Genomic DNA, 26,602 nt, shown 5'->3' with positions numbered 1-26,602 from the left:
CCGCGTACCCCTACGGAGTGTGTGAACGACGCTGGGCTTCCATCAATTGTGAGCTGGCTCCGTGATGGCGCGGAAAGGGAATTTGCGGCCGCAATGGCAGCGGATGATCGAGCTTTCCTGAAATTTCGAGGCACGTTGCTCGTAGAAGCCACGCGGCATCACATCGATCGCAAAACCAGGGGTTTTCCGGTTGCGGTCGTCGTCCTCGGATGCTTCGGCAAAACCGGAATGTCCGCATTGAGGACAGATGAGCTTTTTTGAAAAGCGGTCGCGCGCGGCCATGTCAGTCTCCGATGTCGCCCCCGGCAGCTCGCACCTCACCGGGTATCGACAATGCCATCAATCGAAGGGATGGCGGACAAGGTGGGATTCGAACCCACGGTACGCTTTCACGCACACACGCGTTCCAGGCGTGCGCCTTAAACCACTCGGCCACCTGTCCATCTGCACTTCGCATCCGGTAAAGGAGCAATCGTGGGAACGGCGCGATATATACCGAGGAACGCGCGGGGATCAACCCCTTAAGCAAGAGTATTTTCGACTTCTCTGCACAAACCGTCCTCCAATGCATATTGCGCAGATAGCGGCTCTGACATATCCATGGCAGGGGGTGGCCAAGTCGGAGGCAGTAGGCCATTGACCGCTGGATCCGGGCCATTGGAGGAATCGAATGCTTTTTCTGTTGCGCTTGGGAAGCCTCGTCTGCCTGGTCATGGCAACGATCGCAGGAACGATCGATTCCATCCGCTCGGTCGCCTCCTCGTCCCTAGTCATCACATCCTTCGCCGATCTCTGGAAGAGCTTCAGCCCTTCCACCTTCGAGCAGCTGCAATCGGCAATGCCGGCCGGGGACGGCGGTGGAAAATTCTATCTGCCAGCCGTAGAGTGGTCTTTGTCGCAGCCGGCCTTTGCCGTGCTCCTCGCGGCATCGTTGCTGCTGTGGATGGTGGGCTACAGGCGGGTCCCGGCCACGGGCCGGTATTTGGCTTAAGCCGTCCAGAGTAAGCCCGATAAGGCCAAAATCCTCGTTTCATGGATGGTATATCGAAGGCTATGGTCCAGCGCGTTTGGCGTGGAATAGCATCCCAATGACTAGAAAAGCCGCATATTAGCGTCCTCTGCGGTCAAAAATCAGCCAGCCAAGCTGCCTTTTCGGCAGTTCTCACAAATCTTTACCAACTGAAAAATTTCTGATGAATTTTAGATGTCAGCATGCAAGGATGCGCCCAAGCCAGGCCTCGGGGGAGGTCGGCGGTTCCGCAGACATGTCCCGGAAAACGGGCTTGCGGGAGGACCCCATCATAGCAACAACAGGGCTGCGCTAATGAAAAAATCTGTTTTGACCCTTTTTGCCTTGGCCGCGATGTCGGCGTCGGCTCTCGCTGCGGATATCAAGCCGGCAATCGTTTATGGCACAGGCGGCAAGTTCGATAAATCCTTCAATGAAGCGGCCTACAATGGCGCCGAGAAGTTCAAGAAGGAAACCGGCATCGCTTACCGTGACTTCGAGCCAAGCGGCGATACGCAGGGTGAACAGGCATTGCGCAACTTTGCCAGCAAGGGCTTCAATCCGGTTATCGCAGTTTCCTTTGCCTGGTCATCGGCACTGCAGAAGGTCGGCGCAGAATTTCCAAAGACCCAGTTCGTCCTGATCGACGACCAGGTCGACCTGCCGAACGTCCGTTCAGTTATGTACAAGGAAAATGAAGGCTCGTACCTTGCCGGCGTCATGGCTGCCATGTCTTCGAAGACAGGCAAGATCGGCTTCATCGGCGGCATGGATATTCCGCTGATTCGCAAGTTCGAATGTGGCTACGAGCAGGGCGCGCGTGCGACCAATCCGAAGATCGAAGTGTTGCAGAACATGACCGGCACGACAGGCGCAGCCTGGAACGATCCGGTGCGCGGCGGCGAACTGACCAAGAACCAGATCGATCAGGGTGCGGACGTGGTCTACGCGGCTGCCGGTGCCACCGGTCTCGGCGTCCTGCAGACGGCTGCCGACAACAAGAAGCTTTCGATCGGCGTCGACTCGAACCAGAACTACCTGCATCCCGGTTCGGTTCTGACATCGGTCGTTAAGCGCGTCGATCTTGCAGTCTACGACGCCTTCATGGACTCCAAGAACGGCAAGTTCACGCCCGGTGCCCAGCATCTTGGCCTGAAGGAAGACGGCGTCGCCGTTGCCATGGATGACAACAACAAGCCGCTGGTAACCGCTGAAATGCTGGCTGCCGTCGACAAGGCCAAGGCCGATGTCGTATCCGGCAAGGTCACCGTTCACGACTACACGGCCGACAACACCTGCCCGAAATGAGTTGACGGAAGGGCGTATGGCGAGCCGCCATACGCCCTTTTCATATCCGGACGTGCCGTTTCTGGAGCAGTATAGTGAGCCAACCGCCTGCCATCGAGCTTGTGGGTATCGACAAGAAGTTCGGTGCCGTACACGCCAATAAAAACATAGACCTGACCGTCGCCAAGGGCACCATCCACGGGATCATCGGCGAAAACGGGGCAGGGAAATCGACGCTCATGTCGATCCTATACGGATTCTATCAAGCCGATAGCGGCGAGATCCGTGTCAACGGCAAATCGGTCACCATCCGCGACAGCCAAGCCGCCATCGATGTCGGCATCGGAATGGTGCATCAGCATTTCATGCTGGTCGAAAATTTTACGGTCCTCGAGAACGTCATGCTCGGCGCCGAGGGCGGCGCCTTGCTTGCCAAGGGCGTGGCAGCGTCGCGCGCCGAATTGAAGCGGCTGGAGACGGACTATGGCCTTGATGTCGATCCGGATGCGCTGATCGAGGAGCTCCCCGTCGGGCTGCAGCAGCGCGTCGAGATCCTCAAGGCCATGTATCGCGGTGCCGAGATCCTCATTCTCGACGAGCCGACCGGTGTTCTGACGCCGGCAGAGGCTGACCACCTGTTTAGAATTCTCCGCGTCCTGCGCGACCAGGGTAAGACGGTGCTTCTGATCACCCATAAGCTGCGAGAGATCATGGCGATCACTGATACGGTGTCGGTCATGCGTCGCGGCGAGATGGTTGCGACGCGCACGACTGCCGACACCACCGTCGAGGAGCTGGCTGAACTGATGGTCGGCCGCCGCGTCCTCCTGCGGGTAGAGAAAGGCGCCGCCAATCCGGGCGAGATCGTCATGTCGGTGCGCAATCTCACGGTCAAGGACGGTCGTGGCGTTACCATGGTCGACAATGTTTCATTCGATGTCCGTGCCGGTGAGATCGTCGGTATCGCTGGTGTGGCCGGCAACGGCCAGTCGGAGTTGCTGGAGGCGCTGGCGGGGATACGCAAGCCGACTTCGGGCGAAATCCTGCTGCATGGCAAGACCATCGACAAGGTCGACCCGGCCCATCTTAGGGCATTGGGACTGGCGCATATTCCGGAAGACCGCCATCACATGGGCCTGGTGCTGCCGTTCGAGGAGTACCAGAATTCCATCCTGGGGTATCATCGGGACCCGGCCTACAGCACCGGTCCATTCATGAACCTCGAGGCGATCCGCAAGGACGCGGCGCTGAAGATTGAGAAATACGACATCCGACCGCCAAATCCCCGGCTGCGCACCGCCAATTTCTCCGGCGGCAACCAGCAGAAGATCGTGGTTGCTCGCGAGATCGAGCGTGATCCGAAGATGCTCCTGATCGGCCAACCGACACGTGGCGTCGATATCGGCGCCATCGAGTTCATCCATCGCCGCATCATCGAGATGCGCGATGCGGGCAAGGGCGTCTTGCTGGTCTCGGTAGAACTGGATGAAGTCCGCGCACTGTCGGATCGTATCCTGGTGATGTTCGCCGGCCATGTGGTCGGCGAGAAGACGGCTGATGCCGGTGAACAGACCCTCGGCCTGATGATGGCCGGTATTGCCGCGTGAGGCCTGAATGAGTACTGCATCCGTCCGCCTCCCCAGTTGGATCACCTACGGGTTGATTCCAGTCATGAACCTGTTGCTCGCCTTCCTGATTTCCGGGATTGTGGTTTGGATCATCGGCGAAGACCCTGTACAAGCCCTTGTGCTGCTGCTCCAGGGCGCGCTTGGAAACGGCGAGGGCATCGGTTTCACGCTTTTCTATGCGACCAGCTTCATTTTCACAGGGCTGTCCGTCGCCGTCGCTGTCCACACCGGCTTGTTCAATATCGGCTCCGAGGGTCAGGCCTATTTCGGCGGCCTTGGCTGTGCGCTGGTGGCACTGGCGCTCGACCGCTATGTGCCGTGGTACGTAACCATGCCGTTCGCGGTGGTGGGTGCTGCAATTTTCGGCGCAGCCTGGGCCCTCATTCCTGCCTGGCTGCAGGCCAAGCGTGGCAGCCACATCGTCATCACGACCATCATGTTCAACTACATCTGTTCGGCGCTTATGGTCTATCTGCTCGCGCATATTCTTATCGTGCCCGGAAAGATGGCGCCGGAAACGCGCACCTTCCTCGAAGGGGGACAGTTACCGAAGCTCGGATGGCTGATCGAGATGTTCGGCTCGACCATCGGCGCGGCACCCTTCAACGTCTCCTTCCTGATCGCACTGGTGATGTGCTTTCTCGTCTGGCTGCTGATCTGGCGCACAAAGCTTGGCTACGAGATGCGGACCCTCGGCATCAGCCCGTCGGCTGCCATCTACGCCGGCATTCCCTATGCCCGTACGGTCATCATCGCCATGCTAATCTCGGGCGGTCTCGCCGGCATGATGGCGCTAAACCCAGTGATGGGAGCTTCCGCCCGCCTGCAGGTCGAGTTCGTCGGTGGCGCCGGCTTCGTCGGTATTGCCGTGTCGCTGATGGGGCGCAATCATCCCGTCGGCATTATCCTCGCAGCCCTGCTGTTCGGCATCCTCTACCAGGGTGGAGATGCGCTTTCTTTCGACATGCCGAACATCACACGCGAAATGATCCTGGTCATCCAGGGTCTCGTCATCCTGTTTGCCGGTGCGCTGGAATACATGTTCCGCCCGGCGCTGGTGCGCATCTATCAAAAAATCGCCAGGACGGGAGGATAGCATCATGGATTATTACGACGTCCTCATCAGCATCATCGGGTCCACTGTCCGTCTCTCGGTTCCCCTGATCTTCACGGCACTGGCAGGTCTTTTCTCCGAACGGGCCGGCGTGTTCGATATCGGGCTTGAGGGAAAGATGCTGGCCTCTGCCTTTGCGGCCGCTTGCATTGCCTATCTTACCGGCTCGGCCTGGGCCGGCCTGGCCGGCGGCATCACCGCCTCGGTCGCGCTTAGTCTCGTGCACGGCTTTGCCTCGATCACCAACCGGGGCAATCAGATCGTGTCGGGCGTCGCCCTCAACTTCTTTGTCGCAGGTATTACCATCGTTCTCGGCCAGGCGTGGTTCGGCCAGGGCGGGCGTACGCCGCAGGTTTCCGGCGATGGCCGTTTCTCGCCGATCATCCTGCCCGGTGCCGATCAGATCCGCAGCGTCCCGGTGATAGGCCCGCTCTATGCTGACGTCCTGTCCGGCAATAACAGCCTGACCTACCTCGCCTTCGTGGCCGTGCCGGTCTCGTGGTGGATCCTCTATCGCACCCGGTTCGGATTGCGGCTGCGCGCCGTCGGTGAAAATCCCGGTGCCGTCGATACGGCCGGCATTTCGGTGAGTTGGCTGCGCTACCGTGCTGTCATCTGCGCCGGCATTCTCTGCGGCTTTTCCGGCACCTATCTGTCGATTGCCCAGTCCGCAGCCTTCATCAAGGACATGTCGGCCGGCAAGGGTTACATCGCTCTGGCCGCATTGATCTTCGCCAAGTGGAAGCCTGTGCCTGTCATGTTTGCCTGCCTGCTGTTCGGCTTCCTCGATGCTTTCGCCAACTTCATGCAGGGCAAGTCCGTGCCGCTGATCGGCCAGGTGCCGGTACAGATTTTCCAGGCCTTGCCCTACATCCTCACCTGCATCCTGCTTGCAGGCTTCATTGGCGTCGCCCGCCCGCCGAAGGCCGGTGGCGTGCCCTATACCAAGGAGCGATAGAATGTCGCACGATCTGTTTGAAGCCGCCCGCGCGGCCATGACCCACGCTCATGTGCCCTATTCGAAGTTCCCGGTCGGCGCCGCCATCCGTGCCGATGACGGAAAGGTCTATGCCGGCGCCAACATCGAGAACATCTCCTTTCCTCAAGGCTGGTGCGCCGAGCCGACTGCGATCAGCATGATGATCATGGGCGGAGGCAGAAAGATCGTCGAGATGGCGGTGATTGCCGAGAAACTTGCGCTCTGCCCGCCCTGTGGCGGTTGCCGCCAGAAGATCGCCGAGTTTGCCGGCAAGGGGACGAAAATCTACCTCTGCGACGAGGCCGGCGTCCAGAAGACCATGACGATGGAGGAGCTCCTACCCTTCAGCTTCGAGACCGATATCCTCGGATGACCGGCGCCCTTATCAGTCTCTTGCGCGACCGGCTGGGTGGCCAGACACCGCGTACCGGTATCATCCTTGGTTCCGGCCTCGGAGCCCTCGTGGAGGAGCTGGATGATGTCGTGCGGATTGCTTATGGCGATCTGCCGGGCTTCCCGGTCAGCGGTGTCTCCGGCCACGCCGGCGAAGTCGTCGTGGGCTCGCTGGGCGGCAAGCCTGTGATCATGCTCTCCGGTCGTGTCCACTACTATGAAAAGGGCGACGCAAACGCCATGCGCGTGCCCATCGAGGTCCTTGCCGGTCTCGGCATCGAGGAGTTGATCCTGACAAATTCCGCCGGCTCGTTGCGGCAGGAGCTTCCGCCGGGCGCGGTTATGCAGATCACCGACCACATCAATTATTCCGGCATGAACCCGCTTATCGGTGTCGACAGCGACAAGCGATTCGTCGGCATGACCAGCGCTTATGACGCAGAACTGGCGTTGCGCATGCACAGCGCGGCCAAAAAATGCGGCATCCCGTTGGGGCAGGGCGTCTACATGTGGTTCTCCGGACCAAGCTTCGAAACACCTGCAGAGATCCGCATGGCACGGGTTTTGGGCGCCGACGCAGTCGGAATGTCGACAGTGCCGGAAGTCATTCTGGCGCGTTTCTTTGGTCTGCGGGTTGCGGCGGCATCCGTCATAACCAATTATGGGGCCGGCATGACCGGGGGTGAACTCAGTCATGAAGAGACGAAGGATATGGCGCCGATCGGCGGCGCCCGTCTCGCGGCGATCCTGAAGCAGATGATCGCCGGCGGAGGAGATGAGATATGACGGACCACACGCATCGGGAAACGGCCGCTTTCGCACTTTCCCTGCTCGATCTGACCAACCTGAAAGACGATTGCACCGACACGCAGATCGTCACGCTTTGCGCGCGCGCCCAGACGCCTTTTGGCCACAGCGCGGCAATCTGCATCTGGCCCCGCTTCGTTACCCGCGCCCGCAGTATTCTTGGCACAAACCATGCGGTGAAAATTGCCACCGTCGTCAATTTTCCGGCAGGCGACATGGAGGTTGCCGACGTAGCAGCCGAAACGCGGGAGGCAATCGCCGATGGCGCAGACGAGATCGACCTCGTCATTCCCTATCGCAAGCTGATTGCTGGTGACGAGCCGGCGGTGACCGAAATGGTCGCGGCAATCCGTGCCGAATGTGCGAGCCCCATTCTCCTCAAGGTTATCCTCGAAACTGGCGAACTGAAGGACACGGGCCTGATCCGGCGCGCCGGCGAACTGGCGATTGCTGCCGGCGCCGACTTCATCAAGACATCGACCGGCAAGGTCGCCGTCAATGCGACGCTGGAAACGGCGGATGTCATGCTGCGGACCATCCGCGACAGTGGCCGGAAGGTCGGGTTCAAGCCCGCCGGGGGTATCGGTTCGGTTGCCGAGGCTGCCCTTTACCTCCGGCTTGCCGAGACGATCATGGCGCCAGACTGGGCCATGCCGTCGACGTTCCGCTTCGGTGCATCCGGTTTGCTGGACGATATCCTGTCAGTCCTTAGCGGCGGTCCGCCGATCACGCTCGCCGCCGGCTATTAACAGATGATGCCGCAGGAGTTCATCCGGCGGAAACGTGACGGCGAAGCCCTGCGCGCCGCCGATATCGACAGCTTTATCGGTGCACTTGCCCGCGGCGAACTGTCGGAAGGCCAGATCGGTGCTTTCGCGATGGCCGTATGGTTCAAAGGCATGTCGCGAGACGAGACGGTGGCGCTGACGCTGGCGATGGCCCACTCAGGCGATAGCCTGAGCTGGAAGGGCCTCGATAAGCCGGTAGCCGACAAACATTCGACCGGCGGCATCGGTGACAACGTCTCGCTGGTGCTGGCGCCGGTTGCCGCTGCCTGCGGCCTTGCCGTTCCGATGATTTCCGGTCGTGGCCTCGGCCATACCGGCGGCACGCTGGACAAGCTGGAATCGATCCCCGGATACGACATTACGCCGGATGCGGCACGTTTTCGCAAGGTGGTCGAGGAGGCAGGCTGCGCGATCATCGGCCAGACCGCTTCGCTCGCTCCCGCTGACCGACGCCTCTATGCAATCAGGGATGTGACTGCCACAGTCGATTCGGTACCGCTCATCACGGCCTCCATCTTGTCGAAGAAGCTTGCGGCCGGACTTCAGACGCTGGTCCTCGACGTCAAGATTGGCAATGGCGCCTTCATGACATCCCGGGAAGAGGCGGAAGTGCTGGCTCATTCGCTTGTAGAAGTCGCCAACGGCGCCGGCTTGCAGACATCGGCATTGATCACCGACATGAACGAACCCTTGGCCGACGCTGCTGGAAACGTGTTGGAACTGCGCAATGCGATCGAATGCCTGAAAGGCGATAAACCAGGGACCAGGCTTGAAACACTGGTACTGGCTTTCGCCGCCGAGATGCTGGTCGGTGCGAAAATGGCGGCCAGCCTCGAGCTCGGCGAGGAGCTGGCGCGTCAAGCGCTGGCGTCTGGTGCAGCCGCAGAAGCATTTTCACGCATGGTCGAGGGTCTCGGCGGACCGACCGATCTCATGGACCGGCCAGACGCCTATCTCATTGGCTCGCCTGTCCAGAAAGCCGTTCTTGCCACTTCCGATGGCTGGCTTGCAGGCTGCGACGCACGCGCCATCGGTATGGAGGTCATCGCGCTCGGCGGCGGTCGTCTTCGGCCGGAGGATAAAATCGATCATCGGGTAGGTTTCAGCGATTTTCTGCCGCTAGCGTCATTCGTCCGGAAGGGTGACCGCATCGCCACCGTCCACGCAGCAGAGATGTCCGCCGCCGAAAGGGCGGCTTCCATTGTTTCGGCGACATACACAATCACCGAGGAGCGGCCCGATCAGGCACCGCTCATCGTGGCGCGTATTTCAGGCTGAAGAGGCTTACTGTTCCATGCGGAGCGCGCCGTCCTCGACGCTGTAGGAAGCCAGCTTCTTCAAGAAGCTGACTCCGATCAGGGTCGAACTCAAAGCTTCATCCTTCAGGACCAGTGCATCGACGTCACGCACACGGATACCGCCGATATCGATATGGTCGAGGCGCACATAGGCGGCTTTCGTCTGGCCATTGGCGGTGTTGACCGCATTGCGGAAATCGAGCGATGCCATCGCATAACCGAGATGGCGGGCAGTCGTCTCGTTCAGGGCCACGTAGGTAGCGCCCGTGTCGATCAGGCCCTGCACGGACTTGCCGTTGATCTTGAAATTTCCGCTGTAGTGACCTTGCGCATCTGCCCTGAGCTGCACATTGCCATGGGAATCGACTGCCAGCGGCTGTTGTGAAGGTGCGGAGATGCTGAGAAGGGATGGTACCGGATTTTGGGCGGCGCCGCTCGTTTGGAAGAACGAGGGCACCTGGGTGGCGAGCGTCGCGAAAACGCCAGCAAATACGAGGCTCCGTACAAGCATCGACAAGAATCCTTCCTGTATAAACCTGGCGTCATGCGAGGCGTGATGTGTTGTGACCCTTATCTTAAGATTACTGCCAAGTTACTAACGTCGCTTGGCGTAATCGAGCGGATTTGAGAAACGAAACGCACAAATACAGGCATAGGTTAAGGAAGTATGAAGTCTATTTGGTCCCATACATCCTGTCGCCGGCATCACCAAGGCCAGGGACGATATAGCCCTTCTCGTTGAGGTGACTGTCGATCGACGCAGTGTAGACAGGCACATCGGGATGCGCGTCGGTGAAATTCTTGAGACCTTCCGGTGCGGCCAGCAGGCAGAGGAAGCGGATGTTGTGAGCGCCGCGTTCCTTCAGCTTGTCGATAGCTGCAATCGATGAATTACCGGTCGCCAGCATCGGATCTACAACAATGATCAGTCGTTCGGCAATATCTTCCGGCGCCTTGAAGTAATACTCCACCGGCTGCAGCGTCTCATGGTCACGATAGACGCCGATATGCGAGACACGTGCTGAAGGCACGAGGTCGAGCATACCTTCGAGCAAGCCATTGCCGGCACGCAGGATCGACGCGAAGACGAGCTTCTTGCCTTCGAGGATCGGCGATTCCATCTCCTGCAATGGCGTCTCGATCGTTTCCATCGTCAGTTCGAGGTCGCGTGTGACTTCATAGCAGAGCAGTGTCGAAATCTCGCGCAGCAGGCGTCGAAAGCTGCCGGTCGAGGTGTCCTTGCGCCGCATGATGGTGAGTTTGTGCTGCACAAGCGGGTGATTGATAACCGTAACGCCGTCCATGATTTCAGCCTTCCGCTTGGATTTCAGAATAAAACCTGTTCTTCCACGGAAGTTGCCCTCACCGCAAGAGAACGCGGCGATTCGGTTCCAAGCATCCCCAGTCTCTGATTGCAGACGTGTTTAAATCATGGCTAGCAGCCTTGAACGTGTCTCATCGTCAACAAAGGCTGCCTCCAGACCGGTGCGGGTCATCGCGTTGATCTCGGCCTCGCTGAAGCCGAATGCCGAACGCGCCAACGCATATTCGCGCTCCAGCGACGTCTTGAAAAACGGCGGATCGTCGGAGCTGATTGTGACGCGGACCCCCGCCTCCTTCAAACGGCGTAGCGGATGCGATTCGAAGTCGGGAAAGACATTCAGTGCGATGTTGGAGCCGGGGCAGACCTCCAGGACTGTGCCGAGATCCGCCAGACGCCTGACAAGCTCGCTATCCTCGACCGCGCGAACGCCGTGGCCGATGCGGCTCGGGCGAACGAGATCGAGGGCATCTGACACGCTGAAGGCGCCACAGACTTCGCCGGCATGGATCGTCAGGCCAAGGCCCGCGTCGCGCGCGATATCGAAGGCCCGGGCGTAATCGGCAACACGCCCCATGCGCTCTTCACCTGCCATGTTGAAACCGGTAATCAGCGGATTGTCGCTCCGTGCGGCATATTCCGCAGCCTTGATGACGCGCTCAGGGCCGAAATGCCGTTCCCCGGTGACAATCAGCCGGGCCTCGATCCCGGTTCTCGCCTTTGCCGCGTGAATGCCGGCCGATACTCCGGCAATATAGGCATCGGCACCAAGGCCGATGCGGTCGCCGTGGTCCGGAGACACGATCAACTCGCTGTAAATAGTTCCGATGGCCGCCAGCTCCTCGAGATAGGTCTCGGTCAGGAGGGCATAGTCTTCCTCTGTGCGGTAGACTGACGCGACCTGGTCGTAGGCGACGATAAATTCCGCGAAATCATTCCAGAGATAAGTACCATCGCGCAGGAAGCCGCGGGTATCGACGCCGTATTTCAGCGCTTGTTCTGCCGTGAGGCTCGGCGGAGCGGCACCCTCGAGGTGGCAATGAAGCTCGATCTTTTTCAGGTGCGATGTCACAGAAAGCTCCTCCCGTAGGGTCCAGCGGCAATGCCGAGATGGGCAGCGACGGTCTCGCCGATATCGGCAAAGCTTTGACGAATGCCGATGGCACGCGAGCGGAGGCCGGGTCCGTAGGCGATGATCGGGACGCGCTCGCGGGTATGGTCGGTGCCGCGCCAGGTGGGGTCGCAGCCATGGTCGGCGGTCAGGATCACCAGATCGCCCGCCTTGAGCTTGCGATGCACCTCCGGAAGGCGCGCATCGAATGCCTCGAGTGCGGCAGCATACCCGGCTACATCGCGACGGTGACCATAGACCATGTCGAAATCGACGAAATTGGTGAACACAAGATCGCCGTCCTCGGCATACTCCATTGCCTTCAACGATGCGTCCATCAAAGCGTCGTTGCCGTTTGCCTTGACCTCCGTCGAGATACCCTGATGGGCAAAGATATCGCCGATCTTGCCGATCGCATGGACTTTTCGGCCACCGGCGACCAGCCGATCCAGCAGCGTCGGCTCCGGCGGCAGGACGGAAAAATCACGACGGTTACCGGTGCGCTCGAAATTTGCAGCCGTACTGCCGACGAACGGTCTGGCAATGACACGCCCGATATTGAATTCATCGAGCAGCGCCCGGGCGATGCGACACACATGCAGCAGGCGATCGAGCCCGAAACTCACTTCGTGCGCGGCTATCTGGAATACTGAATCCGAGGACGTATAGCAGATGGGCCTGCCGGTCCGCATATGCTCTTCGCCATGGCGGGCAATGATGTCGGTTCCGGATGCGTGGCAATTGCCGAGGATGCCGGGGATTTCGGCAGCACGGCAGAAGCTCGCCACGAACTCCGGGGGAAACGCGTCGCCCTCCGCTGGAAAATAGCCCCAGTCGAAGGTTACGGGCGTACCGGCGATTTCCCAATGACCGGAGGGTGTGTCCTTGCCGCGCGACACTTCATTGGCGCATCCATAGAGACCATAAATGCGCTCCGGCATCGTCATTCCGGCGGGGTAGGCACCAGCCGCACTCTTGGCGATCTGCATCAGCCCCAGCGCCGACATGTTAGGGAGCGTCAGCGGACCCGCGCGAAGGCCTGCACGGTCTGCCGCTCCTGCGGCGCAAAACTCGGCAATATGGCCAAGCGTATCGGCGCCCTGGTCGCCGTAGGATGCTGCGTCCGGGCCACCGCCGACGCCGAAGGAATCAAGAACGAAGAGAAAAGCGCGCGCCATGAGCTACCCGACAAAGACGATCAGTATCCGCAACGGATCTTCCGGCGGCTTGCAGGCGAGTACCCATATAGTGGCAGTACGCACTTGGCAATTTCGCCGGGTTCTCGTCGTCCTGCGTCAGCGCCTCAGCAATCGTCGCACTTGATCGAAGTTCCGGTGCGCTGACGGTAGAAATATTGCCGCTGCATAGTGATCGAATTCATGCCCGCCGGTAGGAAGTCCGGTCCAAAGCTGATGAGCTTGTAAGGCACCCCAAGCTCGGTTCTGACCAAGAACGAATTTGGTTTGTTGAGTGCGGTCGGCACCCCTGTCACAGCACTATTGACCGCATAGGCAGTCGTCCCGTCCTGCTCCCACGACCAAAGCACCGTAGCCTTGCTGCTGGCATCGATCTGGATGCCGGTGATCTTCAGCGTCATGCCGGTAGTGGCGTAAGGCACAAAGATTGCATTGACGACGGATGGCATGGTCGAGAGAATAGATTTCGATACTGTCGACTGCTGCGTAACGATATCTGCGACAGTTCCTGCCGCGCGGCTCGTTCGCTGGGCAACGCTGAGCGCGACCGTCGTCTGCAGCGCGCCGAGGTACAGAAGCAGCAGGACCGGAACGAGTATGGCGAATTCGATGGCGCCAACACCGCCCTTGTCGCGCACCAGGCGCAAACCGAGGCGCGCAATACGGCTATCGAGCGCCCGTTGCAGCCTCCGGCGCATCCCGTAACTGTGTAGATCCGGGGCGCTCAAGGGTATTTCTCATTTTGAAAGGCCGTTGTGGCGATAATCAGGAAGTCGGTCGGCATCGAACCGTTGGCCGGTCGGATTGTGGTGATATAGGGCCGCACGATATCGGTTGTAATCTTCCAACGATAATAAGCTCGCACCATGTTGATGGAACTTGGGCCGCCTGGCGCAAATTTGAAGCCCGACGGATCTATGTCGGCGTACGCGGCAGTGGAGACGCGAGGAATTTTCACTGGAATGTCGGCGAAGGACGTGTAGGTCTCAACATCAAGATACAATTTCGCCGGTGTGGCGATCTCGCTCGGGGAGCAGCTGATCATAATGGCAATCTCGGCGCAGAATGCGGTCCGAAACTTCGTTTGATCCATGTCGGTCGCGGTGCGTCCCATCGCGTAGGTAATCTGTCCGGTGCGAAGCTTTCTCGACAGCGTATCCGTGGCATTGACCACCAGTTGTTCGGCAGTGAAGGCGACGAATGTCTCGATGATCGCAAAGATTATGATGAAATAGGGGACCGCCAGCAGGGCAAACTCAATTGCCGTCGCCCCATCTTTCGAGCGCACGATGCGTCTGAGGCGCTTCAGGATAGGATGCCGGACTAGCGCGGTGTCACCTTTGTCCTGCCCATCCACCGTCATCATGATTTCCACGCTTCTATCAACGCGCGGACCCTATGCGGACTTCATTGATATTCCGTTGCGTTTTCTCTTAAACTTCCGATGCCAAGACATCGTCTATGGCGTGGCGGCAACCGGTGCGGCAGCGCTGCTTTGCTGAGCGTGAACCTCGCAGTTCGGTGTGCAGGAAAGAACGGAGCGCTCCGTCTGGCGATAGACGCGAACCGTATTGCCTTCGTCGATCGATACAAGAATACGCTCGTCGACAATCGCGTTGCCGTCGGAGTCGAGAAGAACGATGTTCGTCGTGCCGAAACTGCGACCTGTCAAAACGATCGTCTTCGGATCCGCGACTGTCGCATCGGCCACCTGCGAGTTTCCGATGATCACTTTGCTGACCGGGCGATCTAGCCTCAGTATGCGTGCATGATCCATGAACACCCGCAGCATGTTGTCCCCGGCCACGGAGATCCCTGGCAAGAGTCCTGTCGCTGCGACGATGCAGCCGAATAAAACGGATCTGCCTTGCTGGAACATGAAGGGGGGCCTCTCGGGCGAATTCTCGGTGCTCGTACGCGATAGAATGAAAAGTATTAGTAAACTAAGCGTTAATATGCCGAATAATGCGTCGATTGATGAAGGTTGATGGCACCATATGTGTAGAAATGGGAATTTGAAGGTGAGATCTATGTATCGTAAGGAGCCGTTTGATTTACTCTGTGACATGTCTGTCGCTGCTGCTGCCGTGCAATAGATGACTCGAAACAATACTATACGTTAATCACTCTCTTCGTTAACTACCATGATCGCGAAAGCCTATTATCATTTTGTTTACTATTTTTTTTAAGTCGATTGAAACAGCCGTTCGATAATTTCCCCTCATCCGATCAACGGCAAACAGTTGGCGGACTTGCTGTCAACATGTGGAGTAGGAGTTTCCATGACCAAGCTTTTCGCGCGTTTCTTGAAAGACGAATCCGGTGCGACTGCAATTGAATACGGCTTGATCGCTGCTCTGATCTCCGTAGCCCTGATCGCCGGTGCAACCACCCTCGGCGGTGCCTTGAACAACCAGTTCAAGAACATTGCTGGCAAGTTGAACTACGCAGGCTGATAATTCTCGCCGATAAATTTGAATGAAAAGCCGCATCCCCTCAGGGCAGCGGCTTTTTGCCATTTCCGGCGTCATAGACCGGTCATTCTTCCTTAGGCAATGGCTGTTACCATCACAGCGACTTTATGGAGATGAGTATGATCGGGGCCGCAATTTTCTTGATTTTTCCGCTTTGCATGGCGGTTGCTGCATTCTCCGATCTTTTCACTATGACCATCCCCAATCGGGTTTCCGTCATCCTCGTCGGGGCATTTCTGCTGGTCGCCCCCTTCACGGGTCTGCCGCTAGCAGTAATCGGAATGCATTTTCTGGGTGCGCTGATTGTCTTTGCCCTTTGCTTCGGCTTCTTCGCGCTCAACATTATGGGCGGTGGCGATGCCAAGCTCCTGAGCGCCGCCGCATTGTGGTTCGGGTTCGACCAGTCTCTCCTGGAATTCGCCGTATATGTCAGCGTCGTCGGCGGCATCATGACAGTGCTGATCTTCGCCATGCGCGCCCGCGCAGACATCCTTTCCGTCATCGGTATGTCGATACCCCAATCCCTGACACATGCTAAGAAAATACCGTACGGCATCGCGATCGGCATTGGCGGGTTTATCGCTTTCCCGTCGTCTCCCCTGTTTCTGGCTGCTCTCAATCAGTCATGATCTCGGGTTGGAAGGAAGTCTGTATTCATGACTTCTTAAGCTAAGTTGTAAGTCATTCATTAACCATAAGTATACCAATTGCGGTGCATCCTTAGTGGCGAACAGTCTTGTTCCCAAGGATGAATAATGAAACCCGCTCGCCTGATCATTCTCGTTGTTGCAGTTGGCGCGGCAGGTCTTGCCGGCGTACTGGCAATGCGCCTTGCGGGCGGTCGCAATGTCGTTCCGGAAGTTGCAACGGTGATGCAGAGGGAACCCTCCGTCAAGGTTCTGGTCGCAGCCGCCAACTTGCCCATCGGCTCACGCTTGAACGATAGCTCGATCCGCTGGATGGACTGGCCGGAGGCGGGTGTCGTCAAGGGCGTCATCACCGAGACGGACCGTCCCGATGCGTTGAAAGATATGCTCGGCTCAGTCGTTCGCCTGCCGATCTTCGAAGGCGAACCGATCCGCGAGGAAAAGGTCGCCGATTCCAACAGCCGCATCCTTTCCTCGCTGCTGCCCGCCGGCAAGCGGGCCGTGGCCACGGAAATCTCGGTCGCGACAGGCGCGGGTGGCTTCATTCTTCCCAACGACCGCGTCGATATTTTGATGGTTCGCAAGGGCGATTCTGCCAAGTTTCAGACAGAGACGATTCTGAGCAACGTGCGCGTGCTCGCTATCGACCAGCAGATCGAGCAGAAGCCTGATGGCTCGAAGTCAGCCGTCGGTGCGACCGCGACGCTGGAACTTACCCCCGACCAGGCGAAGGTGCTGGCGACGGCACAGCAGATGGCTGACAAATTGTCCATGGCACTGCGCTCGGTCGCAGATGCGCAGGAGCCCGATACGGGCGCTGCCGACTACCTGTTGTCCGGAGACAGTGGTGCATCTGTCGTGCAGGTCATCAAATCCGGCGCCATCGTCCCAAGCGGCGCGGCGGTCAAGGTACAATGAAAGAGGGCGCGACCATGCGGATGACTAAACCAGGGACCAGCCGTTCGCTCTCGGCGCTGCTCGCATTCTCTGTCGCCTTCGGCGGCCTGCCCCTGCAGATCGTGCCGCACTTCCTGTCGGTAGACGAAGCTCTGGCCGAGACGTCCGACAGCATCGTGACCATCGCCGGGATCGGTAACCACAAGCGGCTGAATCTCGGTCTCAACAAGGCATTGGTCGTTGATCTGCCGGCCGATGCCCATGATATCCTCGTCTCCGACCCGACGATGGCCGACGCGGTGACACGCACCTCGCGCCGCATCTACCTTTTCGGCAAGACGGTCGGCCAGACAAACATCTTCGTGTTCGGCGCCAACGGTGAAGAAGTCGCGACCCTCGACATCTCCATCGAGCGCGACATCACAGGTCTGCAGGCCAATCTCAAGCGCTTCATTCCAGACTCTGATATCCATGTCGAAATCGTCTCCGACAACATCGTCCTGACCGGCACCGTCCGCACGCCGATGGATTCGTCGCGCGCCGTCGACCTTGCGCAGGCGTTCCTCAAGGGTGGCGAAGCAACGACCCGAAACACGACCGCCAGCGGCAGCGGATCCAGCAGCGCAGTGGCGATTTTCGCTGAAAACCGGCAGACGTCCTCCATCAAGAACTTTTTGCAGATCGATGGCGAAGACCAGGTAACGCTGAAAGTCACCGTTGCTGAGATCAAGCGGAGCGTCCTGAAGCAGATTGGCTTCGATAACCTTGTCGGAAATTCGTCCGGCCTGACGGTCGCCCAACTTGGAAACATCAACACAAATTCCACCACAGGCCTGATTGGCGGTGATCCTGCTGTCGCGGCCGGCAATGGTGGCTTGGCTGCCCTTTTCAAATTTGCGGTCGGCAAGTACGACATCCACAGCTACATGAACGCATTGGAGCAGGCCAAGGCCATTCGCACCTTGGCGGAGCCGACGCTGACGGCAATTTCCGGGCAGGCGGCCACCTTCAATTCCGGTGGCCAGACCCTCTATTCCTCGACCGACAGCGATGGCAAGGTCACGATCACCCCTTACACCTACGGTATCAGCCTCTCGTTCACGCCCGTGGTGCTCTCTGCCGGTCGCATCAGCTTGCACATCAACACACAGGTTTCCGAACCGGTCGGAACGGCCGGTACAGCGACCTACAATCAGCGCGCTGCCGACACGTCTGTAGAGTTGCCATCCGGCGGCTCCATCGCGCTTGCCGGCTTGCTCAGCGACAACATCCAGCAGACCACCAATGGCACGCCGGGTGCATCCAAAATCCCGATCCTCGGCGCCCTGTTCCGGCAGAAAAGCGTCGAGCGAGACGAAAGCGAACTGGTGATCATCGCCACGCCCTATCTCGTCCGTCCCGTCGCCCGCAACGCGCTGTCACGGCCGGACGATAATTTCTCGCCCGCCAACGATGCAGGCGCCTTCTTCCTCAACCGTGTCAACAAGGTCTATGGCCGCCGTGACACCCCAGTCGCGGATGCCGAATTTCATGGCTCCGTCGGCTTCATCTACAAGTAGGGGCGCGTGATGACGATCCGCCAGTCAACCAACGCCGAGAGAGATGTCGCCATGCCCCGCACCCGACTGCATGTTCTGAACGCAAGCCGCCTGAGGATGTCGTCTGCTGCACTTATGGTCGCTGTCCTTGCCGGCTGCGCCAACCATGACGACATGACGACCGGCTCTGTCCACGACGACTACCGCCAACGTCACCCCATCGTCCTGACGCAGGCCGAGCATAATGTCGACATTCCGGTTGCTGCCAGCGATCGGCGCCTCACCCAGGGCACGCGGGATATGATCCGCGGCTTCGCTCAGGACTACAAGGCCCATGCAACCGGCACTGTCGAAATCATGACGCCGCAGGGCGCAATGAACAGCCAGGCGATTGCCGACGTGCGCCATCAGGTTCGCCAGGAACTGGTGGCCAGCGGCATCCCGTCCCGGCGCATCGCTGATAGCTTCTATCCTGCGGGTGGAGCAGGCGACGCGGCGCCGATCCGGCTGCATTTCATGGCCACCACCGCGGTTACGAACGCTTGCGGGCAGTGGCCTGAAGATCTGGCGGACAAACCCTTCGACAACCAGAATTACTATAACTTCGGCTGTGCGTCTCAAAGCAACCTGGCGGCACAGGTAGCCAACCCTACCGATCTCGTCGCGCCAAGGGCGCAGACACCGATCGATGCGGAACAGCGCGGCAAGGTGATCGAGAGCTATCGCAGCGGCTCCACCCCGACGAGTTCATCGTCGATAGGCGGGTTCAGCGGCAGCGGCGGATGATCTTCAGGCTGGAGGCTCTGACCGGGAAACACGACAGGACACGACCATGAGCGCGATCGATTACGATATCCAGATGGAAAAGGCGGATGCGGCCAGTCCCCGCATCGGCGATCTCGAGAGCATGCGTCCTCTTCCGCGCATCTCCGTGCATGCCTTTTGCGAGAGCGAATCGCTGCAGCAGTTGATGGAGCGTTTTGGCAACGACCGGCGCATGGCAAAGGTCAGCCTGCGCATCACCAGCGGCGGCGCTGCGGCGGCGGCAAACATGTTTTCCAGCGCCCCGACGCCGAACCTGATCATTATCGAGACCCGCTCTCCGCCGGCATCCATCCTGACCGATCTCGCCCCGGTTGCTGCGGTCTGCGACCCCAGCACCAAGGTCGTTATCGTCGGCTACCACAACGACATCACGCTCTATCGCGAACTGATGCGCAACGGCATCTCGGAATACATGGTCCAGCCAGTGGCAATGTCCGACCTGATGGCGGCGATGTCGACGATCTTCATCGATCCTGATGCCGAGCCGATCGGCCGCAGCATCGCGTTCATTGGCGCCAAGGGCGGCGTCGGCGCTTCGACGATTGCTCACAACTGCGCTTTCGGCATCTCCAACCTGTTCTCCACCGAGACTATACTTGCAGACTTGGATCTCCCTTTCGGCACGGCAAATATCGATTTCGATCAGGATCCGGCCCAGGGGATAGCCGAGGCAGTCTTTGCGCCCGACCGTCTGGACGAGGTCTTTCTCGATCGCCTGCTGACGAAGTGCTCGAAGCACCTGTCGCTGCTGGCCGCTCCGTCGATGCTCGACCGCGCCTATGATTTCGAAGGCCATGCCTTCCAGCCCGTGCTGGACGTGTTGCAGCGAAGCGCGCCAGTGACAGTGCTGGACGTGCCGCATATGTGGTCGGAATGGACCCGGGCTGTACTTTCGAGCGTCGACGACGTGGTGATTTGTGCCATGCCCGACCTCGCAAATCTTCGCAACGCCAAGAACATGCTGGATGCTTTGCGCAAGATGCGGCCGAACGACAAGGTCCCACATTTGATCCTCAACCAGGTGGGCATGCCGAAAAGACCGGAAATTGGTATCTCGGAATTCTGCGAGCCACTGGAAGTCGATCCGATCGCTATCATTCCATTCGACGTAGCCCTGTTCGGCAATGCGGCGAACAGTGGCCGGATGATTTCGGAGGTCGACGCGAAGTCGCCGATCGCCGAGACATTCTCCCAGATCTCCCACATCGTTACCGGCCGCATCGCAATGAAGAAGTCGCGCAAGGGAGGCCTGATGGGTCTTCTGAAGCGGAAATAAGACGACGACCGAGAAGAATTGGAACGACCATGTTTGGTAAGCGCGGAAACGATGGGTTTGGAAAAGGCGACGGCGCACCTGCGCCGCTGCAGCCGCGTACGTCGACCGCCGCAGCGTCGGCCTCCACGGTGTTGATGGAGCCCTCCCGCGAAAACACGCAGCGCCAGCAGGTCGCCCCACCACCGATCCAGACGCCGCAGCGCCGGCGCCCGCAGCGTACCGAGGAATATTACGACACCAAGGCGCAGGTCTTCGGTGCTCTGATCGATACCATAGACCTGTCCCAGCTCTCCAAGCTCGATGGCGAAAGCGCGCGTGAGGAAATTCGCGACATCGTCAACGACATCATCACGATCAAGAATTTCGCGATGTCGATCTCCGAGCAGGAAGAGTTGCTCGATGACATCTGCAACGACGTACTGGGGTACGGTCCGCTCGAGCCGCTGCTCGCCCGCGACGACATTTCCGACATCATGGTCAACGGCTCCGGCCAGACCTTTATCGAAGTTGGCGGTAAGACGATCGAATCGGAAATCCGCTTTCGCGACAACAGCCAGCTTCTATCGATCTGCCAGCGCATCGTCAGCCAGGTCGGCCGTCGCGTCGACGAATCCAGCCCCATCTGCGATGCGCGCCTGCCGGATGGCTCGCGTGTCAACGTCATCGCGCCGCCACTGGCGATCGATGGCCCGGCTCTGACAATCCGTAAATTCAAGAAGGACAAGCTGACGCTCGACCAGCTCGTCCGCTTCGGCGCGATCACGCCGGAAGGCGCCATCATCCTGCAGATCATCGGTCGGGTTCGCTGCAATGTGGTTATCTCTGGCGGTACCGGCTCGGGCAAGACGACACTGCTCAATTGCCTGACGCGATATATCGACGAAGACGAGCGGATCATCACCTGCGAAGACACCGCAGAACTGCAATTGCAACAGCCGCACGTGGTACGCCTCGAAACACGCCCGCCGAATATCGAAGGTGAGGGCGAGATCACCATGCGCGACCTCGTCAAGAACTGCCTGCGCATGCGCCCTGAGCGGATCATCGTCGGCGAAGTGCGCGGGCCCGAAGTGTTCGACCTTTTGCAGGCGATGAACACTGGCCATGACGGATCCATGGGAACGATCCACTCGAATACGCCTCGTGAATGCTTGAGCCGTATCGAGTCGATGATCGCGATGGGCGGTTTTACCTTGCCTGCAAAGACTGTGCGCGAAATCATCGCCGGCTCCGTCGACGTCATCATCCAGGCTGCACGCTTGAGAGACGGATCCCGCCGCATCACCCAGATCACCGAGGTCATCGGGATGGAAGGTGATGTCATCATCACCCAGGATCTGATGCGCTACGAAATCGAAGGCGAAGACGCCAATGGCCGCATCGTCGGTCGCCACGTGTCGACCGGCATCGGTAAGCCGCATTTCTGGGATCGCGCCCGTTACTACAATGAGGAAAAGCGATTGGCAGCGGTGCTGGACGAGATGGACAAACAATCGAAGTAGGGTTTGACCGATGTTCGGCATTGATTCCACCATCCTCCTTATCGTGCTGCTAGCAGCCATATCTGCGGCTGCGTTGAGCTACAGCTTCCTGTTTTCGAGTATGGAAACCGACAAGAAGACGGCCAGTCGGGTCAGTCGCGTCAAGGCGACAGAAAGCGAGCTGAACAAGGTCAGTGCGGCGCGGGACCGCGTCCAGGAGTTGTCGAAGCGTCGGAGGTCCGTGCAGGATTCGCTGAAAGACCTCGAAAAGCGGAATCTGGAAAAAAGCAAGAAATCACAGTCCCTGAAGGCCCGACTGGCTCAAACAGGCCTGCCGATCACCATCGGTCGCTTCTATCTGTTCAGCGCTCTTTTTGCTCTTGTCGTCATGCTTGCCGCCTTCATCCTGGGCGCGCCGCTGGCGATCGTCCTGGGATTGCCGTTTACCGCCGGCGTCGGTCTCCCCCGGTGGATCATAGGTTTTCTCGTCAAGCGCCGGCAGAACAAGTTCCTCAACGAGTTTCCGAATGCGCTCGATGTGATCACCCGCTCGCTGCGCTCCGGCCTGCCGCTCAACGACGCGATCCGCCTTGTGTCAGCCGATGCGCGCGAGCCGGTCAAGACGGAGTTTCGCCAATTGGTGGAGGCCCAGCAGGTCGGTCTCAGCATGGCGGATGCTTGCGCCCGCATGGCTGTCGGACTTCCGCTGCAGGAGGTCAACTTTTTCGCCATTGTGATTGCAATCCAGTCGCAGTCCGGCGGCAACCTGTCGGAAGCGCTCGGAAATCTCGCGCGTGTCCTTCGTGAGCGCAAGAAGATGAAGGCGAAGGTGCAGGCCCTGTCGATGGAAGCCAAGGCGTCGGCCTGCATCATTGGTGCCCTGCCGTTCATCGTCGCCACACTCGTCTATCTGACGTCGCCACAATATATCATGGCCCTCTTCACCGATCCGCGCGGCCATCTGATCCTGATGTTTGCCGGAGTTTGGATGGCGCTCGGTATGTTCGTCATGCGCCAAATGATCAATTTCGACATCTGACCGAAGGTTGCCACCATGTCCGACATTGCCAGCCAGTTGACCGATCCCAGCCTGATCCTTGCGGTCGTGGTTTCGATCGCTGTGTTCGCAACGTTCTACACGTTGGCCATTCCCTATTTCGACCGCGGCGATCTGAACAAGCGCATGAAGGCGGTCTCGACCGAGCGCGACCAGATCCGCGCCCGCGAAAGAGCGCGGATGAACGACGGCGGTAAGGCGACGCTGCGCAACCAGAACAACCAGTCGGTCCGCAATATCGCCGAGCGCTTCAATCTGAAAGAGGCGCTGGTCGACGCCAACACCGTCAACCGACTGCGGGCGGCAGGGCTACGCTCCGAAAATGCCTTGAACACATTCCTCGTGGCGCGCTTCCTGCTGCCATTCCTGTTCCTCGCCCTTGCTGGCTTCTGGGTCTTCGGTCTCGGCAATCTCGAAAGCAAGGGCTTCATGATCCGCGTTCTCGCGGTGCTAGGTGTAGGGTATCTCGGCTTTTACGCGCCAAACATCTATATTTCGAACCGCATGGGAAAACGCCAGAAATCCATCAAGCGGGCCTGGCCGGATGCTCTGGATCTGATGCTGATCTGCGTCGAGTCGGGAATTTCGGTGGAAGCCGGCATGCGCCGCGTTTCGGAAGAGCTAGCCGAGCAATCGCCGGAACTCGCAGAAGAAATGGTGCTGACCAACGCGGAACTGTCGTTCCTTCAGGACCGCCGTACCGCACTCGATAACCTGGCTGTCCGCACGCAGTTGGAGAATGTCAAATCGGTCACCCAGGCGTTGATCCAGGCCGAGCGTTACGGCACTCCCGTTGCCCAGGCCTTGCGCGTGCTTGCCCAGGAAGGGCGTGACGACCGGATGAACGATGCCGAAAAGAAGGCCGCCGCCCTGCCGCCGAAACTGACCGTGCCGATGATCGTATTTTTCCTGCCGGTGCTGATCGCCGTCATCCTCGGACCGGCCATCCTCCAGGTCATGGACCGGTTCCACAACTGACGTTTCAGGATCAGCCGGTGCAAGGGCCTATCGTGTCACACCTGGAGGCCGGATAAGGGCTTCCGTCAGTTGACAGGTCTCGGCGCGCCGTCCTTGCTGGCAAGCTTCTGCCAGGAATTCTGCTGGGCCAGCATGGTGCGCAGGTAATTGACGTTGGCATTGGCCTGCTGCTGCGTCAGTTCCGACCGGGCAATCTGCTCGGCCTCGGGAAAGCGCCCCTGGAGGCCGACGACAAGCGCCAGGTTTTGTCGGACGCGACTGTCGGCAGTCGGCTGGGCGACAGCTGAGCGCAGATAGGTCTCGGCCGTCTTCAGATCTCCGGTCAGGACATAGGACATGCCGAGATTGGATAGGATCGAGGGCTCATTCGGTTGCAGGTCCAGTGCGTCGCGATATTTACCCCTTGCTTCGGTGGCGCGGCCGAGCTGATCGAGGATAGCGCCCTGCGCTGAGACCAGCCGCCAGTCTGGCCGGTCAGGTGTCTGGGCGCGCTCGATTGTGGCGAGAGCCTCATTCAATTGTCCTGCAGCCGCCTGTGCCTTTCCGTAGGCAGCCAGAACGCCACGGTCGTTGGGATTGGCGATTGCCACCTGCTGCATGACAGCGAGGGACTGGGCATTGCGACCGCTGGCGCGCAGTGCATTGGCGTAATTGACGCCGACAACGGGGTTCCGCGGGTTTGCGTCGTATGCCTTGCCGAGCGCTGCCGTGCTGCCGGAGAGCTCGCCGGGGCTCATGTCGTCGGCAGACTTCGACATTTTCGGGATTGAGCCTGTGGTAGTCTTGTCCGTCGTCGTCGCGCAGCCGGCGAGCAGCAGTGCTGCCAGCAGGGCGACACTGGCCTGAAGGCTGCGGATTGTCGAAAAAGAGGGTGCCGAAGCGGTCATGGCGCGATCCGTGAAATCGATTGGTCCTGCGCCAGATCCATAAAGACAGCAGATAATAGTGTGGCGCAATCTTCGCTCCAGCAATAATCTGTTAACCCTAACAGATCGTTAATTTACCGACTCAGGCGGATCGAAGGATCATCATGGCCCCCTACCAGTATATCGACCGAGCAACACCCTTTAATACCAAGGGTGGCAAGACCCTCCCGGTCTTCGCAGTCACGCCCGCGCATATCGAAACAGGCACCATCGATCCTATCGCTCTCGATTGGGCTCGAAAGACCGGCTACAAGGCGGATAGCGGCACTTTGCTACTTATCCCGACGGAGGAGGGGCACCTCGGCGGCGCCTTGTTCGGCCTCGGGGCCAACCCCTCGGAACAGCCCTATCTCACCGGCCGTCTTGCCCGCTCGCTGCCGCCCGGCGACTGGCATATCGAAACCGCTCCGCTCACCGCCCATCGTCTTGCGTTGGGGTTCGGCCTCGGCAGCTATCGTTTCGACCGCTACAAGGCGGACAAGACGGTTGCACCGACGCTGATGATCCCGCGCGATGCCGATGCTGTCGATATCAAGCGGCAACTGGCAGGCGTATTCCTTGCCCGCGATCTGATCAACACACCCACCAACGATATGGGCCCGGGCCATCTGGAAGAAGTCTTCCGGGCACTCGCCGCCCACTACAATGCCCAATGCACCGTCATTACAGGCGACGACCTGCTGACGCAGAATTTCCCGCTGGTCCATACTGTCGGCCGCGCCAGCGCCGACGCGCCGCGGTTACTTGAGCTGCGCTGGGGCAAGAAAGGCCATCATCGCATCACGCTCGTCGGCAAGGGCGTGTGCTTCGATACGGGCGGCCTTGACATCAAGCCGTCCGCCTCGATGCTTCTGATGAAGAAGGACATGGGCGGTGCCGCCAATATCCTCGGTCTGGCGCTGATGATCATGGATGCAAAACTCAAGGTCGACCTGCGCGTCATCATACCGGTTGTTGAAAATTCGATTTCCGCCAACGCCTTCCGACCCGGCGACATCTACAAGAGCCGCAAGGGCCTGACTGTCCAGATCGACAATACCGATGCGGAAGGCCGCCTCATCCTGGCGGACGCACTGGCCTACGCCGATGAGGAGGCGCCCGATCTCATGATCGACATGGCCACATTGACGGGGGCTGCGCGCGTCGCACTCGGCCCCGACCTGCCGCCGCTCTTTACCGATGACGAAGGCCTTGCAGACGACCTCGCCGAAGCAAGCCTGGAGACGGACGATCCCCTGTGGCGGATGCCGCTCTACATGGGCTACGATAAGGATATCCGGACCAAGTTTGCCGATATCACCAATGCTCCGGCCGGCGGCATGGCAGGCGCCATCACGGCCGCACTGTTTCTCAAGCGCTTCGTCACCAATACCAAAAGCTGGGCGCATCTCGATATCTATGGCTGGGCACCAAGCGAGCGGCCGCATTCGCCGGGCGGCGGCGAGGCACAGGCTATCCGGGCCCTTTACCATTATATCCGGCAGAAAGTCCGGTAAGGGGCGGGGTCCGGAAACGCCTCTTGAAATGGTCACGAACTCGCAGGACAATGAAACGGCTGCGTAACGGACCCCG

At 59.4% G+C, this 26,602-nt stretch carries 28 protein-coding genes and 1 tRNA gene; 19 read left to right on the top strand and 10 right to left on the bottom strand.

The window, feature by feature from the left end; genetic code table 11:
• Window positions 1-42: 42 nt before the first annotated feature.
• Together EQW76_RS18305 and EQW76_RS18300 are read right to left on the bottom strand one after the other, a co-directional pair.
• Complete coding sequence (locus EQW76_RS18305; protein ID WP_142829969.1) at window positions 43-282, bottom strand: hypothetical protein; 240 nt, start codon at window positions 280-282, stop codon at window positions 43-45.
• A 70-nt stretch (window positions 283-352) separates the two neighbouring features.
• Window positions 353-442, bottom strand: a tRNA-Ser gene (locus EQW76_RS18300).
• Window positions 443-670: 228 nt separating this feature from the next.
• Between EQW76_RS18300 and EQW76_RS18295 the strand changes: the two genes are divergently transcribed.
• From EQW76_RS18295 to deoA, 9 genes are all read left to right on the top strand, one after another.
• Window positions 671-991: a hypothetical protein gene (locus EQW76_RS18295; protein ID WP_142829971.1), complete on the top strand. Its 321-nt coding sequence runs from the start codon at window positions 671-673 to the stop codon at window positions 989-991.
• Between the two features lie 333 nt (window positions 992-1,324).
• Window positions 1,325-2,317: a BMP family ABC transporter substrate-binding protein gene (locus EQW76_RS18290; RefSeq protein WP_142829973.1), complete on the top strand. Its 993-nt coding sequence runs from the start codon at window positions 1,325-1,327 to the stop codon at window positions 2,315-2,317.
• A 74-nt stretch (window positions 2,318-2,391) separates the two neighbouring features.
• Entirely contained in the window at window positions 2,392-3,903 is a 1,512-nt protein-coding gene (locus EQW76_RS18285; protein ID WP_142829975.1) for an ABC transporter ATP-binding protein, read from the top strand.
• Between the two features lie 7 nt (window positions 3,904-3,910).
• Complete coding sequence (locus EQW76_RS18280) at window positions 3,911-5,020, top strand: ABC transporter permease (protein ID WP_142829977.1); 1,110 nt, start codon at window positions 3,911-3,913, stop codon at window positions 5,018-5,020.
• A 4-nt stretch (window positions 5,021-5,024) separates the two neighbouring features.
• Entirely contained in the window at window positions 5,025-5,996 is a 972-nt protein-coding gene (locus EQW76_RS18275) for an ABC transporter permease (RefSeq protein WP_111215846.1), read from the top strand.
• Between the two features lies 1 nt (window position 5,997).
• Window positions 5,998-6,390, top strand: coding sequence for a cytidine deaminase (locus tag EQW76_RS18270; protein WP_142829979.1), 393 nt, complete (start codon window positions 5,998-6,000; stop codon window positions 6,388-6,390).
• Entirely contained in the window at window positions 6,387-7,196 is an 810-nt protein-coding gene (locus EQW76_RS18265; protein WP_142829981.1) for a purine-nucleoside phosphorylase, read from the top strand. Before EQW76_RS18270 ends, EQW76_RS18265 begins: the two co-directional genes overlap by 4 nt.
• Window positions 7,193-7,966 (top strand): deoxyribose-phosphate aldolase, encoded by a 774-nt coding sequence (gene deoC / locus EQW76_RS18260; protein WP_142829983.1) that lies wholly within the window; start codon window positions 7,193-7,195, stop codon window positions 7,964-7,966. Before EQW76_RS18265 ends, deoC begins: the two co-directional genes overlap by 4 nt.
• Window positions 7,967-7,969: 3 nt before the next feature.
• Window positions 7,970-9,283, top strand: a complete 1,314-nt coding sequence (gene deoA, locus EQW76_RS18255) for a thymidine phosphorylase (protein WP_142829985.1) — start codon at window positions 7,970-7,972, stop codon at window positions 9,281-9,283.
• Window positions 9,284-9,289: 6 nt separating this feature from the next.
• Here the strand turns inward: deoA and EQW76_RS18250 are convergent, their stop codons facing one another.
• The 7 genes from EQW76_RS18250 to EQW76_RS18220 all read right to left on the bottom strand — a co-directional run bounded on the left by EQW76_RS18250 (window position 9,290) and on the right by EQW76_RS18220 (window position 14,810).
• A complete protein-coding gene (locus EQW76_RS18250) occupies window positions 9,290-9,814 on the bottom strand; it encodes a TIGR02281 family clan AA aspartic protease (protein WP_142830243.1) in 525 nt (174 codons plus the stop codon).
• Between the two features lie 163 nt (window positions 9,815-9,977).
• Complete coding sequence (gene upp / locus EQW76_RS18245; RefSeq protein WP_111215855.1) at window positions 9,978-10,607, bottom strand: uracil phosphoribosyltransferase; 630 nt, start codon at window positions 10,605-10,607, stop codon at window positions 9,978-9,980.
• 120 nt (window positions 10,608-10,727) lie between these two features.
• The gene (locus EQW76_RS18240; protein WP_142829987.1) at window positions 10,728-11,696 is read right to left on the bottom strand and encodes an adenosine deaminase; all 969 of its coding nucleotides are present in this window, start codon (window positions 11,694-11,696) and stop codon (window positions 10,728-10,730) included.
• Entirely contained in the window at window positions 11,693-12,913 is a 1,221-nt protein-coding gene (locus EQW76_RS18235) for a phosphopentomutase (protein WP_142829989.1), read from the bottom strand. The genes EQW76_RS18240 and EQW76_RS18235 overlap by 4 nt, the downstream gene beginning before the upstream one ends.
• A gap of 125 nt (window positions 12,914-13,038) precedes the next feature.
• A complete protein-coding gene (locus EQW76_RS18230; RefSeq protein WP_142830245.1) occupies window positions 13,039-13,629 on the bottom strand; it encodes a TadE/TadG family type IV pilus assembly protein in 591 nt (196 codons plus the stop codon).
• A 26-nt stretch (window positions 13,630-13,655) separates the two neighbouring features.
• Entirely contained in the window at window positions 13,656-14,297 is a 642-nt protein-coding gene (locus tag EQW76_RS18225; protein WP_142830246.1) for a TadE/TadG family type IV pilus assembly protein, read from the bottom strand.
• Between the two features lie 93 nt (window positions 14,298-14,390).
• On the bottom strand, window positions 14,391-14,810 hold the full coding sequence (locus EQW76_RS18220; protein WP_142829991.1) for a pilus assembly protein N-terminal domain-containing protein: 420 nt from the start codon (window positions 14,808-14,810) through the stop codon (window positions 14,391-14,393).
• 403 nt (window positions 14,811-15,213) lie between these two features.
• Between EQW76_RS18220 and EQW76_RS18215 the strand changes: the two genes are divergently transcribed.
• From EQW76_RS18215 to EQW76_RS18175, 9 genes are all read left to right on the top strand, one after another.
• A complete protein-coding gene (locus tag EQW76_RS18215; RefSeq protein WP_142829993.1) occupies window positions 15,214-15,387 on the top strand; it encodes a Flp family type IVb pilin in 174 nt (57 codons plus the stop codon).
• A 137-nt stretch (window positions 15,388-15,524) separates the two neighbouring features.
• Window positions 15,525-16,034: a prepilin peptidase gene (locus EQW76_RS18210; protein WP_142829995.1), complete on the top strand. Its 510-nt coding sequence runs from the start codon at window positions 15,525-15,527 to the stop codon at window positions 16,032-16,034.
• 126 nt (window positions 16,035-16,160) lie between these two features.
• Complete coding sequence (gene cpaB, locus EQW76_RS18205) at window positions 16,161-16,970, top strand: Flp pilus assembly protein CpaB (protein WP_142829997.1); 810 nt, start codon at window positions 16,161-16,163, stop codon at window positions 16,968-16,970.
• Window positions 16,971-16,984: 14 nt separating this feature from the next.
• Complete coding sequence (locus EQW76_RS18200) at window positions 16,985-18,508, top strand: type II and III secretion system protein family protein (RefSeq protein ID WP_224128614.1); 1,524 nt, start codon at window positions 16,985-16,987, stop codon at window positions 18,506-18,508.
• 96 nt (window positions 18,509-18,604) lie between these two features.
• Window positions 18,605-19,273, top strand: a complete 669-nt coding sequence (locus EQW76_RS18195; protein WP_224128630.1) for a CpaD family pilus assembly protein — start codon at window positions 18,605-18,607, stop codon at window positions 19,271-19,273.
• Between the two features lie 46 nt (window positions 19,274-19,319).
• Entirely contained in the window at window positions 19,320-20,588 is a 1,269-nt protein-coding gene (locus tag EQW76_RS18190; RefSeq protein ID WP_142830001.1) for a CpaE family protein, read from the top strand.
• 29 nt (window positions 20,589-20,617) lie between these two features.
• On the top strand, window positions 20,618-22,090 hold the full coding sequence (locus EQW76_RS18185) for a CpaF family protein (RefSeq protein WP_142830003.1): 1,473 nt from the start codon (window positions 20,618-20,620) through the stop codon (window positions 22,088-22,090).
• Window positions 22,091-22,100: 10 nt separating this feature from the next.
• Entirely contained in the window at window positions 22,101-23,108 is a 1,008-nt protein-coding gene (locus EQW76_RS18180) for a type II secretion system F family protein (protein ID WP_142830005.1), read from the top strand.
• A 15-nt stretch (window positions 23,109-23,123) separates the two neighbouring features.
• On the top strand, window positions 23,124-24,104 hold the full coding sequence (locus EQW76_RS18175; RefSeq protein WP_142830007.1) for a type II secretion system F family protein: 981 nt from the start codon (window positions 23,124-23,126) through the stop codon (window positions 24,102-24,104).
• Window positions 24,105-24,169: 65 nt separating this feature from the next.
• Here the strand turns inward: EQW76_RS18175 and EQW76_RS18170 are convergent, their stop codons facing one another.
• Window positions 24,170-24,991, bottom strand: coding sequence for a tetratricopeptide repeat protein (locus EQW76_RS18170; protein ID WP_142830009.1), 822 nt, complete (start codon window positions 24,989-24,991; stop codon window positions 24,170-24,172).
• A 143-nt stretch (window positions 24,992-25,134) separates the two neighbouring features.
• Here EQW76_RS18170 and EQW76_RS18165 point away from each other — a divergent pair, with 143 nt between their 5' ends.
• The gene (locus tag EQW76_RS18165; RefSeq protein ID WP_142830011.1) at window positions 25,135-26,526 is read left to right on the top strand and encodes a M17 family metallopeptidase; all 1,392 of its coding nucleotides are present in this window, start codon (window positions 25,135-25,137) and stop codon (window positions 26,524-26,526) included.
• Window positions 26,527-26,602 lie beyond the last annotated feature (76 nt).

This window comes from Rhizobium sp. rho-13.1 (assembly GCF_007000305.1).
In the GTDB taxonomy this organism is placed as follows: domain Bacteria; phylum Pseudomonadota; class Alphaproteobacteria; order Rhizobiales; family Rhizobiaceae; genus Rhizobium; species Rhizobium rhododendri.
The sequence above is the reverse complement of the archived record's forward strand: the minus strand, read 5'-3'. Positions and strand labels throughout refer to the sequence as shown.